This window comes from Mycobacterium sp. (assembly GCF_039583805.1).
In the GTDB taxonomy this organism is placed as follows: domain Bacteria; phylum Actinomycetota; class Actinomycetes; order Mycobacteriales; family Mycobacteriaceae; genus Mycobacterium.
This window is the reverse complement of record NZ_JAVKSH010000015.1, coordinates 22,222-34,988: the sequence shown is the minus strand read 5'-3', so window position 1 is coordinate 34,988 and position 12,767 is coordinate 22,222. Positions and strand designations below refer to the sequence as shown.

Annotated in this window: 14 protein-coding genes and 1 pseudogene; 9 read left to right on the top strand and 6 right to left on the bottom strand. The window is 67.2% G+C overall.

Annotated features, from left to right (window positions below):
• From ABDW21_RS03495 to ABDW21_RS03470, 6 genes and pseudogenes are all read left to right on the top strand, one after another.
• Positions 1 to 72: pseudogene (locus ABDW21_RS03495) on the top strand (50S ribosomal protein L21); the annotation flags it as partial.
• Between the two features lie 83 nt (positions 73 to 155).
• On the top strand, positions 156 to 422 hold the full coding sequence (rpmA, locus tag ABDW21_RS03490; protein WP_343600026.1) for a 50S ribosomal protein L27: 267 nt from the start codon (positions 156 to 158) through the stop codon (positions 420 to 422).
• A 132-nt stretch (positions 423 to 554) separates the two neighbouring features.
• Positions 555 to 1,991, top strand: coding sequence for a GTPase ObgE (gene obgE, locus ABDW21_RS03485; RefSeq protein WP_343600070.1), 1,437 nt, complete (start codon positions 555 to 557; stop codon positions 1,989 to 1,991).
• The gene (proB, locus tag ABDW21_RS03480) at positions 1,988 to 3,091 is read left to right on the top strand and encodes a glutamate 5-kinase (RefSeq protein WP_343600028.1); all 1,104 of its coding nucleotides are present in this window, start codon (positions 1,988 to 1,990) and stop codon (positions 3,089 to 3,091) included. The genes obgE and proB overlap by 4 nt, the downstream gene beginning before the upstream one ends.
• A 50-nt stretch (positions 3,092 to 3,141) precedes the next feature.
• The gene (locus ABDW21_RS03475; RefSeq protein ID WP_343710059.1) at positions 3,142 to 3,438 is read left to right on the top strand and encodes a hypothetical protein; all 297 of its coding nucleotides are present in this window, start codon (positions 3,142 to 3,144) and stop codon (positions 3,436 to 3,438) included.
• 250 nt (positions 3,439 to 3,688) lie between these two features.
• Entirely contained in the window at positions 3,689 to 3,868 is a 180-nt protein-coding gene (locus ABDW21_RS03470; RefSeq protein ID WP_343600032.1) for a hypothetical protein, read from the top strand.
• Between the two features lie 251 nt (positions 3,869 to 4,119).
• Here ABDW21_RS03470 and ABDW21_RS03465 read toward each other — a convergent pair whose 3' ends face one another.
• Together ABDW21_RS03465 and ABDW21_RS03460 are read right to left on the bottom strand one after the other, a co-directional pair.
• A complete protein-coding gene (locus ABDW21_RS03465; protein WP_343600072.1) occupies positions 4,120 to 4,329 on the bottom strand; it encodes a TetR/AcrR family transcriptional regulator C-terminal ligand-binding domain-containing protein in 210 nt (69 codons plus the stop codon).
• Between the two features lie 351 nt (positions 4,330 to 4,680).
• A complete protein-coding gene (locus ABDW21_RS03460; protein ID WP_343600033.1) occupies positions 4,681 to 5,523 on the bottom strand; it encodes a Sir2 family NAD-dependent protein deacetylase in 843 nt (280 codons plus the stop codon).
• A gap of 295 nt (positions 5,524 to 5,818) precedes the next feature.
• On the opposite strand from ABDW21_RS03460, the gene ABDW21_RS03455 reads away from it, so the two are divergent.
• Complete coding sequence (locus tag ABDW21_RS03455; RefSeq protein WP_343600034.1) at positions 5,819 to 7,858, top strand: NAD(+) synthase; 2,040 nt, start codon at positions 5,819 to 5,821, stop codon at positions 7,856 to 7,858.
• On the opposite strand, the gene ABDW21_RS03450 is transcribed toward ABDW21_RS03455, so the two are convergent.
• On the bottom strand, positions 7,756 to 8,346 hold the full coding sequence (locus ABDW21_RS03450; RefSeq protein ID WP_343710061.1) for a hypothetical protein: 591 nt from the start codon (positions 8,344 to 8,346) through the stop codon (positions 7,756 to 7,758). The two genes, ABDW21_RS03455 and ABDW21_RS03450, sit on opposite strands and share 103 nt — an antisense overlap.
• A 24-nt stretch (positions 8,347 to 8,370) precedes the next feature.
• On the opposite strand from ABDW21_RS03450, the gene ABDW21_RS03445 reads away from it, so the two are divergent.
• A complete protein-coding gene (locus ABDW21_RS03445) occupies positions 8,371 to 8,553 on the top strand; it encodes a hypothetical protein (protein ID WP_343600077.1) in 183 nt (60 codons plus the stop codon).
• Positions 8,554 to 8,748: 195 nt separating this feature from the next.
• On the opposite strand, the gene ABDW21_RS03440 is transcribed toward ABDW21_RS03445, so the two are convergent.
• From ABDW21_RS03440 to ABDW21_RS03430, 3 genes are all read right to left on the bottom strand, one after another.
• Positions 8,749 to 9,234, bottom strand: coding sequence for a carboxymuconolactone decarboxylase family protein (locus tag ABDW21_RS03440; RefSeq protein ID WP_343600035.1), 486 nt, complete (start codon positions 9,232 to 9,234; stop codon positions 8,749 to 8,751).
• Positions 9,235 to 9,374: 140 nt separating this feature from the next.
• Positions 9,375 to 10,328 (bottom strand): hypothetical protein, encoded by a 954-nt coding sequence (locus tag ABDW21_RS03435; protein ID WP_343600037.1) that lies wholly within the window; start codon positions 10,326 to 10,328, stop codon positions 9,375 to 9,377.
• Between the two features lie 57 nt (positions 10,329 to 10,385).
• Positions 10,386 to 10,664 carry a hypothetical protein gene (locus ABDW21_RS03430; RefSeq protein WP_343600039.1) on the bottom strand — a complete coding sequence of 93 codons (279 nt, stop codon included), beginning with the start codon at positions 10,662 to 10,664 and terminating at the stop codon, positions 10,386 to 10,388.
• Positions 10,665 to 11,564: 900 nt separating this feature from the next.
• Between ABDW21_RS03430 and ABDW21_RS03425 the strand changes: the two genes are divergently transcribed.
• Positions 11,565 to 12,581, top strand: coding sequence for an acyl-ACP desaturase (locus tag ABDW21_RS03425; protein ID WP_343600040.1), 1,017 nt, complete (start codon positions 11,565 to 11,567; stop codon positions 12,579 to 12,581).
• The last annotated feature ends 186 nt before the right edge of the window (positions 12,582 to 12,767 follow it).

Here is a 12,767-nt window from a genome sequence, read left to right as displayed (position 1 = left end):
AAGACCGGCTACCACAAGCGCCAGGGCCACCGTCAGCAGCTGACGGTCCTGAAGGTCACCGGCATCAAGTGATGAGCGGTCAGGCGAAGAACAGACAGTAAGTGATGAGCCGTCAGGCGAAGAACAGAGAGCACTGAGCGGGAGGCGAACGAGACATGGCACACAAGAAGGGCGCTTCCAGCTCACGCAACGGCCGCGACTCCACCGCCCAGCGGCTGGGTGTCAAGCGGTTCGGCGGGCAGGTCGTCAAGGCCGGCGAGATCCTGGTCCGTCAGCGCGGCACGCATTTCCACCCGGGCGTCAACGTCGGCCGCGGTGGCGACGACACGCTGTTCGCCAAGGCCGCCGGAGCGGTGCTGTTCGGTGTCACGCGGGGGCGCAAGACCATCAGCGTCGTCGGGGCCGACACGACGACCGACTAAGCGTCGCGAGCCGAGATCGCCAGCGCGGCGAAGCCGGGCGCAGCGGGTCGCGGCCATCGAACGTGAAACTGCTGCGAAAATTCGAGGCAAATATCGCAATAGCTTCACACTCGACGGGTGAGAGGACCCGCAATGCCCCGGTTTGTCGACCGCGTCGCGATCCACGTGCGGGCGGGCTCCGGCGGCAACGGCTGCGCCTCGGTCCGCCGCGAGAAGTTCAAGCCTCTCGGCGGCCCGGACGGCGGCAACGGCGGCCGCGGCGGCAGCGTCGTCCTGGTCGTCGACCCGCAGGTGCACACCCTGCTCGACTTCCACTTCCGCCCGCACGTCGTCGCGGCGTCCGGCAGACAGGGCATGGGCGCCAACCGCGACGGCGCCGCCGGCGCAGACCTGCACGTCTCGGTACCCGACGGCACCGTCGTACTCGACGACGCCGGACGGCTGCTCGCCGACCTGGTCGGTGCCGGCTCCCGATTCGAGGCCGCCGCCGGCGGGCGCGGCGGGCTGGGCAACGCCGCGCTGGCGTCGCGGTCCCGCAAAGCTCCGGGATTTGCCCTGCTCGGCGAGCAGGGACAAGCCCGCGATCTCACGCTGGAACTGAAAACCGTTGCCGACGTCGGGCTGATCGGCTTCCCCTCGGCCGGGAAATCCTCACTGGTGTCGACGATTTCGGCCGCGAAGCCCAAGATCGCGGACTACCCGTTCACCACGTTGGCGCCCAACCTGGGTGTGGTCTCGGCGGGGGAGCGCACCTTCACCGTTGCCGACGTGCCGGGGCTGATACCGGGCGCGTCCGCGGGCCGCGGGCTGGGCCTGGACTTTCTGCGCCACGTCGAGCGGTGCGCGGTCCTGGTGCACATCGTGGATTGTGCGACTGTTGATCCCGGCCGCGACCCGGTCTCCGACATCGACGCGCTGGAAGCCGAGCTGGCCGCGTATGAGCCTACCCTGCAGGGGGATTCAACACTCGGCGATCTGGTCCAACGGCCCCGCGCGGTGGTGCTCAACAAGATCGACGTCCCGGAGGCGCGCGAGCTGGCCGAGTTTGTCCGCGGCGAGATCGAGCAGCGCGGCTGGCCGGTGTTCACAACCTCGACGGCGACGCGAGAAGGCCTGCAGCCGTTGATATTCGCCTTATCCGACATGGTGACGGCCCGTCACGCCGCACATCCGGCGCCGGTGCCGCGGCGGCCGGTTATCCGCCCGGTACCGGTCGACGACTCGGGCTTCACCGTGTCGCCGGACGGCGTCGGCGGCTTTGTGGTGCGCGGCGCACGGCCGCAACGGTGGATCGCCCAGACCGACTTCGACAACGACGAGGCGGTCGGTTATCTCGGCGACCGGCTGGCCCGCCTGGGTGTCGAAGACGAGCTGCTGCGGCTGGGCGCGCGACCGGGATGCGCCGTCACCATCGGGGATGTGACGTTCGACTGGGAGCCGCAGACACCGTCTGGTGTCGACATTGCGTTGTCGGGCCGCGGGACCGACGTGCGCCTGGAGCGCACCGACCGGGTCGGCGCCGCCGAACGCAAGGCCGCCCGCCGGCAACGCCGGGAGCTCGGCCCATGACACCGGCAGCACGCGAGGCGATCCGGAGCGCGCGCCGCGTCGTCGTCAAAGTCGGCACCACCGCACTGACCACACCGGGCGGGATGTTCGACGCCGGCCGGCTGGCCGGCCTCGCCGACACGATCGAAGCCCGGATGAAGGCCGGTTCCGACGTCGTCGTCGTGTCATCCGGGGCAATCGCCGCCGGCCTGGGACCGCTCGGATTAACAAGGCGCCCAACGGATTTAGCCACCAAACAGGCAGCCGCCAGCGTCGGGCAGGTGGCTCTGGTGAACGCATGGAGCACGGCGTTCACCCGCTACGGCCGCACCGTCGGGCAGGTGCTGCTGACCGCGCACGACATCTCGATGCGGGTGTCCCACAACAACGCCCAGCGCACGCTGGACCGGCTGCGGGCGCTGCATGCGGTGGCGATCGTCAACGAGAACGACACGGTGGCCACCAATGAGATCCGGTTCGGCGACAACGACCGCCTCTCGGCGTTGGTGGCCCACCTGGTGGGGGCCGACGCGCTGGTGTTGCTGACCGACATCGACGGGCTCTACGACTGCGACCCGCGCAAAGGGCCGGCGCGGCTAGTCGCCGAGGTGTCCGGGCCGGCCGACCTTGACGGCGTGGTCACCGGGCGCGGCAGCCGGCTGGGCACCGGGGGCATGGCGTCGAAGGTGTCGGCGGCGTTGCTGGCCGCCGACGCCGGAGTTCCGGTGCTGCTGGCCGCCGCCGCCGACGCCGTCGGCGCGCTGGCCGACGCCTCGGTGGGCACGGTGTTCGCCGCCCGGCCGGACCGGATGTCGGCGCGGCGCTTCTGGTTGCGCTACGCCGCAGAGTCCGCCGGCTCGCTGACCCTCGACGAGGGCGCGGTGGATGCCGTGCTGCGCCGGCGCCGTTCGCTGCTGCCGGCCGGTGTCACCGCGGTCGCCGGCCGGTTCCACGGCGGTGACGTGGTCGACCTGCACGGCCCGGATGCGACCGCCGTGGCCCGCGGGGTGGTCGCCTACGACGCCGGAGAACTGACGGCCATGATGGGCCGGTCCACCTCCGAGCTGCCCGCCGAGCTGCGCCGCCCGGTGGTGCACGCCGACGACCTGGTCGCGGTATAGATCCACCGTCGTCCCGCCGGGAGTCGGGACAGATCCGGCGCGTGGACGCCATGGCATCGCAGGAATTCCAGCTTGTCCAGCTTGTCCAGCTCGGCCTTGAGCAGCCCGTCCAGCTGCATCGACCTCGGTGGCTGCAGCAGCGGCCCGAGCCGGTGGTAGATCTCGGCTCGTGCCGCGTTGCGTGCCGTGGGCTGGCAACTCGCGAGGTTGCCGGGAATCCAGCCCAGCCAGGGCAGGGTCGACAATTGAACGGCGATGCCGAGTCGGTTCTGCTGGCGGTTGAAACCGGCTGGCCAGGACAAAAACCGGCGGGCCAGGACAAGTCGTCTGCCGACGGCGTGAAGTAGGTGACCGCGTCCTCGTCGGCGATCCCATCCGGCCAGTCGCTCAGCCGGGCCGGCTCCGGATCGGACAAAGAGCGGATCGGCATCTCACCTCCGAACATCTCGCGGTTCGGGTCGCGATCGCAGGAACGCTGACCAGGGTCAACGGAGGTTGGCAAGCCCCCAAGGCTACGCCCCGCGAGGAGTTACCAGCTGTTGCGGAGCACAGTGCAAACCGGTGCTGACGACTTCGATGGCCGCTATGATTCCCGGAGTGTCCCGGCCCGAAATCCAGCGTCAGGTGCGCCAGCGGCGTGCCGACATTGACGCGCTCTGCGAGCTGGTCGAGCGTATCGATCACAAAGTCGACGCCCTGGATGTCAAGCTCGACCGCCGATTCGATGAGATGGGTGGCCGGCTCTCCGAGGTTCTACGTCGGCTCGGCGGTCTATAGCCGTACGTCCGGCTTCCGTGCGTCGCTCAGCGATCCCCTTGCGGGCATGCGGAACAACGAGATTCGCTCGGTTGCTGACACCACCCGTGAGCCAAGGACGCCAGGCCTACGGACGTCCAGTTGTGCTTTCCGGCAGGCAAGGCTCGCTGCCACGTGGCTTGTGGCTTCGCGGGCGGCCGAGCCAGCCGAGTCGGTGCGTCAGCCTTCGCCGGGTTTGCATCACGCCGTCGTCGCGGCAGCCGGCTTTTGGATCACCCCGACAGCGATCCGGCGCGCGCTGCTGCGAGGGTGACGCGTGTGGACTGGGCGATGAGACCGTCGTCGACGGGATCGCCGGTGGTCACCATGCGATAGCAGGGCGGTGCCGGGAAGGTGGTGAGCAAGACGTCGGTATCGGTGTTTGCCGGAAGCTCACCTCGTCCACGGCGTGCTCGGTACCCCATCGGGCGTGACGCTGCAATCCTCGTACGGTTGGCGCGCTTGGGCCGACCGCTTACTCGATCACATGCTGCGGCTGAACCTCCGGCCCCACTACCTGACGAACCCTCAACCAAGTGCGCGGCGCACCGTTGAAACCTGTGAAGGATAGGAACCTTCGCAAACACACACCAGTTGCATTGCTACCGAAGGCCTTCGACACCGGTGTTAGCCACGGACCGTCGCAGTCAACGCGGATCGTCTCTTTGCCCCAGGTCTTGCCCGTCTCGCCGTCGGCAGTTCGGTCCGATTCACACACCGCAAATATTGTCTGGAACACACGTTTGCCATCTCCCCCATGGTCGAATGCCGGCAGTTGCCAACCCGTGTGCGGCTCAGCGCCTGGCGACCACGGACAACTCGTCGGCCAGCAACGTCAACAGCTCCGAGCAGCCGCCGTCGACCTTGACCGCGGCCAGGTCGTCGCCGCGGGTCGGCCCGCGGTTGACGATGGCGATCGGGATGCCGCGGGTGGCGGCGTGGCGCACGAACCGGTAGCCGGAGAACACCGCCAGCGACGAACCCGCCACCAGCAGCGCCCCGGCGTTGTCGACCAGTGAATATGCCTGGTCGACAACGGGTTTCGACACGTTCTCGCCGAAGTAGACGATGTCGGGCTTGAGCATTCCCGCGCAGGACGGGCAGTCGAGGTACCGGAATGCGGCGGTGTCGGTGACGGCGGCGTCGGCGTCGGGGGCAGCCGCCAGACTGCCGGTGGCCTGCGCCCGTTCGATGAATCCCGGGTTGAGCGACTCCAGCTGTGCGGCCAGCGCGGCCCGCGACATGGTCAGCCCGCAGCTCAGGCAGACCACCTGGGCGTAGCTGCCGTGCAGGTTGATCACCCTGCGGCTGCCGGCTTTGGTGTGCAGCAGGTCGACATTCTGGGTGATGACGCCGACCACCACGCCGGCCTGTTCGAGCCTGACCAGGGCGCGGTGTCCGGCATTGGGCAGCGTGTCGTCCATGTTCCGCCAGCCGATGTGGTTGCGCGCCCAATACCGTTGCCGAAACACCGGATCACCGGTGAACTGTCGAATCGTCATCGGGTTGCTCGGTGGCGAATCCGGCCCCCGGTAGTCGGGTATGCCCGAGTCGGTGGACATCCCGGCGCCGGTCAGCACCGCGATCCGACGGCCGGTCAGCAACGCGACCAGTTCGGGGGATTCGGCGCTCGTCATCACTTCGAGGGTAGCCGCCGCACGCCGGCGCGCGTGTTCGCACGCCGGTCCGGCCCTGCGGTATGGCATGCCGCGCGCTCGCGTCGGGATCACCGCAGTCGCCGCAGAGCACAACTGGGCGGCACCACAGCCACCGGGGCGTGCCGGACCCAAAGTCCTTGCCCCGACGAAATTGCCGTGGTTGCGGACGGGGAAAGCCGATGCCCGACGTCGGGGCGCTGCCCGGGTCTGTCACCGGGACCGGCGGTACCCGGTGGTGCGCGGGGTGGGCCGGCCGCGCGACAATGAGGGGACGATGGACTTCTACAACGCCTATCGCCAGGGATTCGTGCGTGTCGCCGCGTGTACGCACCACGCCGCGATCGGGGACCCGGCGGCCAACGCCGACTCGGTGTTGCGGCTGGCCCGCGACTGTCACGACGACGGTGTGGGCCTGGCGGTCTTCCCCGAGCTGACGCTGTCCGGCTATTCGATCGAGGACATCCTGCTGCAGGACGCCCTGCTCGACGCCGTCGAAGCCGCTCTGCTCGGTGTCGCTGCGGCGTCGGTCGACCTGCTGCCCGTGCTGGTGGTCGGGGCGCCGCTGCGCCACCGGCACCGCGTCTACAACACCGCGGCGGTCATCCACCGCGGTGTCGTGCTGGGCGTTGTGCCCAAGTCGTATCTGCCCACCTACCGCGAGTTCTACGAGCGCCGCCAGATGGCGCCGGGCGACGACGAGCGTGGCACGATCCACATCGGCGACGTCGCCGCCCCGTTCGGCCCCGACCTGTTGTTCGCCGCATCCGATCTGCCCGATTTCGTGGTGCACGTCGAAATCTGCGAGGACATGTTCGTGCCGGTGCCGCCCAGCGCGCAGGCCGCGCTGGCCGGTGCGACGGTGCTGGCCAACCTGTCCGGCAGCCCGATCACCATCGGCCGCGCCGAGGACCGCGGGCTGCTGGCCCGCTCGGCGTCGGCGCGGTGCCTGGCCGCCTACGTCTACGCCGCGGCCGGGGAAGGGGAGTCGACGACCGACCTGGCCTGGGACGGCCAGACGATGATCTGGGAGAACGGGGTGCTGCTGGCGCAGTCCGAGCGGTTCGGAAAAGGCGAACGGCGCAGCGTCGCCGATGTCGACCTCGAACTGCTCCGCTCGGAGCGGCTGCGAAGGGGCACCTTCGACGACAACCGGCGCCACCACCGGGCGCTGACAGAGTCGTTCCGGCGCGTCGAGTTCGCGCTGGATCCGCCGTCGGGCGACATCGGCTTGTTGCGTGCGGTCGAGCGGTTCCCGTTCGTGCCGTCGGATCCGGCACGGCTGCAACAGGATTGCTACGAGGCCTACAACATCCAGGTAGCCGGGCTCGAGCAGCGGCTGCGCGCGCTGCACTATCCCAAGGTCGTCATCGGGGTGTCCGGCGGGCTGGACTCCACGCACGCCCTGATCGTCGCCGCGCGCGCGATGGACCGCGAAAACCGGCCGCGCAGTGACATTCTGGCGTTCACGCTGCCGGGGTTCGCCACCGGCGAGCGCACCAAGAGCAACGCGATCAGGTTGTCGCGGGCGCTCGGTGTCACCTTCGAAGAAATCGACATCCGCACGACAGCCGAGTTGATGCTTGCCGAGATCGATCACCCGTTCGCGCGCGGGGACGAGGTGTATGACGTCACCTTCGAAAACGTTCAGGCCGGCCTGCGCACCGACTACCTGTTCCGGCTGGCCAATCAGCGTGGCGGCATCGTGCTGGGCACCGGGGATCTTTCCGAGTTGGCACTGGGCTGGTCGACCTATGGTGTGGGCGACCAGATGTCGCACTACAACGTCAACGCCGGTGTGCCGAAGACGTTGATCCAGCATTTGATCCGCTGGGTGATTTCCTCGGGGCAGTTCGACGAGGAGGTGTGCGCGACGCTGCAGTCGGTGCTGGACACCGAGATCACACCCGAACTCGTTCCCGCCGCGCCGGAAGCTCCGCAAAGCAGCGAGGCGAAGGTCGGGCCGTATGCGCTGCAGGACTTTTCGCTGTTCTGGGTGCTGCGCTGCGGGTTCCGGCCGTCGAAGATCGCATTTTTGGCGTGGCACGCCTGGAGCGACCCCGACCGCGGCAGCTGGCCGGTCGGGTTCCCGGCCGACAAGCGGCCGTCGTACTCGCTGGCGGAGATCCGGCACTGGCTGGGGGTGTTCGTGCAGCGGTTCTACTCGTTCAGTCAGTTCAAACGTTCGGCATTACCTAACGGGCCCAAGGTGTCTCAGGGCGGATCGCTCTCGCCGCGCGGGGATTGGCGGGCCCCGTCGGACATGTCGGCGCGGGCCTGGCTCGACGAGATCGAGCGCGAGATACCCGAGGAGTAGGCGAGCTGCTGCAGCGCCCGTTCGTCCGGCGAGGATGGGGCGGGGAAGAGGATGCCGAACGATTGCCCGGTCGCCCCGGCGATGCCAAGGGACTCGAAGGTGAGTCTGACTGGCCCGACGAGCGGGTTGTTGAAGCCGATCTGTCCGGTGCTGAACGTGCCGGCGTCGTGACGCGCCCACAGGTCGCGGAATTGTGTGCTGCCCTGCGACAGCTCGTCGACGAGCCGGCGCAGGCGCGCATCGTCTGCGTCAACGCTCGCGTCGGCGCGCAGTGTCGAAACCGCCCGCGCCGCAACCTGGTCCCAGTCGATGACACGCTCACATGCGCGGCGGTCGAAGAACACGAACCGCAACAGATTCTCCCCGGGTGTGTAGCCGACATGCAGCAACTGGGCAAGACGATTGGCAGCCAGCACGTCTCGGTAGCGGCCGATGACGAGTGCCGGCAGGTCGATCCTGTGCACCAGGGCTGTAACGCTGTCCCGCAGGGATTCTCCGCCACCCGGCGGTCGGTGATCACAGGGGGCCTGACCGGCGAGACGCCGGAAGTAGACGAGTGTCTGCTCGTCGAGTCGCAGCGCACGGCCGAGCGCGTCGACGACGGCCGCCGACGGGTGGTGATCGCGACCCTGTTCGAGGCGGGTGTAGTAGGGGGCGCTCACGCCGGCCGGCGTTGCGAGCTCTTCGCGGCGTAGCCCCGGCGCGCGGCGCCGGCCGGTGGCCGGGATGCCGGCCTCCTCGGCTGTGACGAGCCGACGACGGGCGCGCAGGAAATCACCGAGTGCGTTTCGCGAGTCGGTGGCCGGCGATGGGCCACACTATCCCTGGGCGTGGGCCCGCTAACGCTGCGGCTCACAGACGATTCAGCCCGTCGCCCGGCGCCGGAATCGCTAATGCGCGTTGAGAATTGCGCCCACGGTGTGATAGATACCGGCCAGCACGACGATGTCCATGACTCCGGCACTGCCGAACGGACCTTCAGCGTCGCGGTACAGTGCCTCGTCGATACGGTGCTCGACCGTCAGGGCCCGCGCGACGCGGTGTGCCACCGCCTCCGGTTCGGTCAGGTCGTCGGCCAACTCTCCGTTGGCCAGCGCATCGACCGTGTCGTCGGACAATCCAGCCTGCCGGGCGACTGCAGAATGGGCATAGAGCTCGCAGGGAGCACGCCAGATCGCGCCCACCGTCAGAATGACGATTTGGCGCATCCGTTCGCTCAACGATGTGTGCTGTTCCTCCGTGAATTGGAGCTCGAGAAAGGCCCACCCGATAGCCGGATTCAGCAACGCCGGGTTGAACGGTCCGATGAGCTGGCCGGCATCGTTGCAGACCTGAAAGCCCGCCGACTCGGCCCAGGGGATGACTGTGTCGAGCATCTGATCGAACAGAGTGTGTATTGCAGGACAACACGATTCGCGGTCCTGAAGCGACAATCGGCCGCCCATCGCGGCTGGGTCAGCTGATATGGCTTAATCTCCCTAGATCTCAATGGTTCAATGCTCGTTCGGCCGGTTCATCACGCGGCGTGCGGGTGCAGTTCGACGCGCAGCAGTGCCGCGTTGCGCACGCCCCCGTCCGGCGGCGCGGTGGTGCCGCCGTCGGTGGTCACGTAGGCCACTCGCCCATGGTCGGCGGGTCCGCGGCCCCAGGCGGCGCTGGATGGACCGATCAGAAGTTCGTCGAAGGGGTCTCCGGCGAGGTGGTAAACCTCGCTGCCGTGCCGGGGTTCGAGCGGAACCCGATCGATGGTGTGGGCGCGGTGGCGGGTGACGTAGGCGAATCCGGGGTTCTCGTCGACGCAGAAGTCGTCGGCATTGTCAATGGCGGCGACGAACTCGGGGCAGCCGGCGGGTTCGAGCGTCGTCGGGTCGACAGCGACGCGCATGAAGGCTTTCTGGGCAGTCGACGTGTACCACAGGTAGCCGCTTTGTCCACCGTAGCGAACGCCGTTGACGCCCGGCTGCGGCGGTGGTGGGACCCCGCTGTCGGGATCCATCGCCATCGTGTCGTGGGCCTGCCAGATCCGGCCTGTCGCCCTTTTGGTCCCGTCTCCCAGATCAATTCGCCAGATGAGCCCGGCAAAGCAGTCGGCGAACAGCATAACCCCGGGACCGAGCAGGCAGCTGCCGTTGAGTGCGCGGACCCGGTCGTCGAAGGTGTAGATGATTTCGGGCGACACCGGTCCACCGGGCGTCCAATCGGTGAAAGCGACACGCGCCAAGTGAGATTCGTGGCTGAGGTAGCCATCGCTCAGATGGACCACGAACACGTCGGGTTCGACTTCGACGATGCCGGAAATCATCTGCCCAAAGGTGTGCACCAGCACCGGTGTAACTTCCCCGTCTGGTTCGGGTCGGGGAACGTACCAAAGCTCCTTCTGCAGCAACGCGGTGACCAGGACCGAACCGTCGCCGGGGACGGCGAGGTTCTCCAGGAAGTACTTCTGCGGAAAGTAAGCGACCGGAGTCACAGTCACTGTCGGTAAAGGGGTGAAGGGCATCAGACAGGCTCGCTTTCGTGGCGATGGTTACTGGTCGAGTCCGACGGCGTTGGACGGGACGTCGTAAGCCATCAACGTCAGCGACAGGGCGGTGAACCGTCCCATCAGGACCGTCACGTCGACGATGCCGGCGTCACCGAGCAGCCGTTGCGCCCGCTGGAACAGCCCCGTCGGCACCACCCGCGGCTGGGTCAGAGTCGTGGCGAGTTCGTAGACGACTTGCTGGCGGGGGTCGTCGAATGTTTGGTAGACCTTCGATGAGCTGCTGTACCTGCTCGGGTGCCAGGCCGCCGAGGTCCGTGGCAATCCATTCGTGTTCGTAGTTGGCGTAGGCCGCCGACCAGCGCCCGTTGATGACATTGGTGGCGATTTTGATCTCGGCTTTGGTCAACGTGGATTCGGTCTGGAAGTACGCGCCGGTGGGCACGACGCTAGGCTGCTGAACGTTGGCTAGCCATACCGCAACAGGGATACCCCTGACGGGGTTAGGTTTGCCGGCGGTCGCCACCGCTGACGTGACCGGCGTGCGTTTGTGTTTCGAGCGCGGTGGCGTCGTCCGCGTCGTCGGATGGGGCCCATCAGGACGTTCTACGGGCTCCTCGAAGGGGATTGCGTGGCTTTCGATCCCGTCACGCGGGAGGCCTGCCGATACTGCACGAGTGAGAGGGAGGCTGCCGGGTGCCGGCAACTGCTGGGGGCGGTGCTCGAGGTCGGGCCGCAACAGCGTGTAGATCGGGTCGCTGTTGAGCATCCCGGTGTTGCAGGCTGTGGCGTGAATGGCATTGACGGGCAGTCAGTGCGACGTCGACACCGCGCGATGCTGACGTTCTCGCAGGAGCCGGCGTCAGCCGGCGCGCCCCGACCGCGTCGCCTTCGGCTTCGGCGCTCCCTTCTGCTCGGGCAATCAGCTGGCCCGTTGAGGGCCGGTCATCACGATCCGCAAGATCCTGCGCCGCCGCCGATCTGCACCTGCTTGCCGGCGCGCCGGTTCTCCTCGACCAGCCAACGTCGTCGGCGAACGGGAAACCATGCCGGTGGTAATCGCTCTCGCCGGAGCTGGGCTCCACGGACTGACGTACGGCGTTTCCCGACGAGGTCTTGTCGCCGTCGCTACGAGATCTTTCTCATCGCGTGTCGGACTTGAATGTTACCCGGGTACACAGATATATTATCTGGTACTGACAGACACAGATACGTGGAGGGGCTATGTCCCGGGGCGTGACCGACTCACAGCTGCTGCACGAGCTTGAACCCGTAGTCGAGGGTCTTCTCAACCGCCACATCGCGAAGTTCAAAGAATGGAATCCGCACGACTACATCCCGTGGTCGGACGGCAAGAACTTCTACGCACTGGGCGGGCAGGATTGGGAGCCTGGGCAAACCCAGCTCTCCGATGTGGCTCGGGTGGCGATGGTGCAAAACCTGCTCACCGAGGACAATCTGCCGTCGTATCACCGCGAGATCGCGATGAACTTCGGTATGGACGGCGCCTGGGGCCAGTGGGTCAACCGCTGGACGGCGGAGGAAAACCGGCACAGCACAGCGCTGCGCGACTACCTGGTGGTGACCCGCGCGGTCGACCCAATCGAGTTGGAGAAACTGCGTGTCGAGCAGCTGACCAGGGGTTTCAGCCCGGGCCAGAACCAGCAGGGCGACCTGTTCGCCGAAAGCCTGTTCGACGCGGTTGTCTACGTGTCGTTTCAGGAGCTGGCCACCCGGGTGTCGCACCGCAATACCGGTAAGGCCTGCAACGACACGATCGCCGACCAGCTGATGGCCCGGGTCTCGCACGACGAGAACCTGCACATGATCTTTTACCGCGACGTCACCGCGGCCGGCCTGGACATCGCGCCCAACCAGGCCTTGCAGTCCGTGCACCGGGTGCTGCGAAATTTCAAGATGCCGGGCTTCACCGTTCCGGAGTTTCGGCGCAAGGCCGTCATCATCTCGGTCGGCGGCGTGTACGACCCGCGCATTCACCTCGACGAGGTCGTCATGCCGGTGCTGAAGAAGTGGCGCATTTTCGAACGCGAAGACTTCACCGGTGAGGCCGCCGCCATGCGCGACGATCTGGCGGTGCTGATCAAAGAGTTCGAGGACACCTGCGAGAAGTTCGAGGTGTCCAAGCAGCGCTACCTCGAGCGGGAGGCCCGCAGGACCGAAAAAATCACCGCACAAAAGGTGCTTACCACCAAAGGGGCGCTGACTCGCAGCAGAAAATAGCCGTGTGTTGCGTCTGACGTCGCCGCAGAGATGTGGGGCCGCAGAGATGTGGGGCCGCAGAGATGTGGGTCAGGAATTACCCAACGCTGGAAGTCTTCTCGGGCGACCTGGGCAGTTCATGGTCGAGTCCGATGGTCGGCGGCGTCCGACGAGTTTGTCGCTGGAGACGGAGTGGGAGATCTTCCT

Coding starts and splice junctions, on each gene's coding strand:
- rpmA (WP_343600026.1), top strand. CDS start 156: ATGGCACACAAGAAGGGCGCTTCCAGCTCACGCAACGGCCGCGACTCC.
- obgE (WP_343600070.1), top strand. CDS start 555: ATGCCCCGGTTTGTCGACCGCGTCGCGATCCACGTGCGGGCGGGCTCC.
- proB (WP_343600028.1), top strand. CDS start 1,988: ATGACACCGGCAGCACGCGAGGCGATCCGGAGCGCGCGCCGCGTCGTC.
- ABDW21_RS03475 (WP_343710059.1), top strand. CDS start 3,142: ATGGCATCGCAGGAATTCCAGCTTGTCCAGCTTGTCCAGCTCGGCCTT.
- ABDW21_RS03460 (WP_343600033.1), bottom strand. CDS start 5,523: ATGACGAGCGCCGAATCCCCCGAACTGGTCGCGTTGCTGACCGGCCGT.
- ABDW21_RS03455 (WP_343600034.1), top strand. CDS start 5,819: ATGGACTTCTACAACGCCTATCGCCAGGGATTCGTGCGTGTCGCCGCG.
- ABDW21_RS03440 (WP_343600035.1), bottom strand. CDS start 9,234: ATGCTCGACACAGTCATCCCCTGGGCCGAGTCGGCGGGCTTTCAGGTC.
- ABDW21_RS03425 (WP_343600040.1), top strand. CDS start 11,565: ATGTCCCGGGGCGTGACCGACTCACAGCTGCTGCACGAGCTTGAACCC.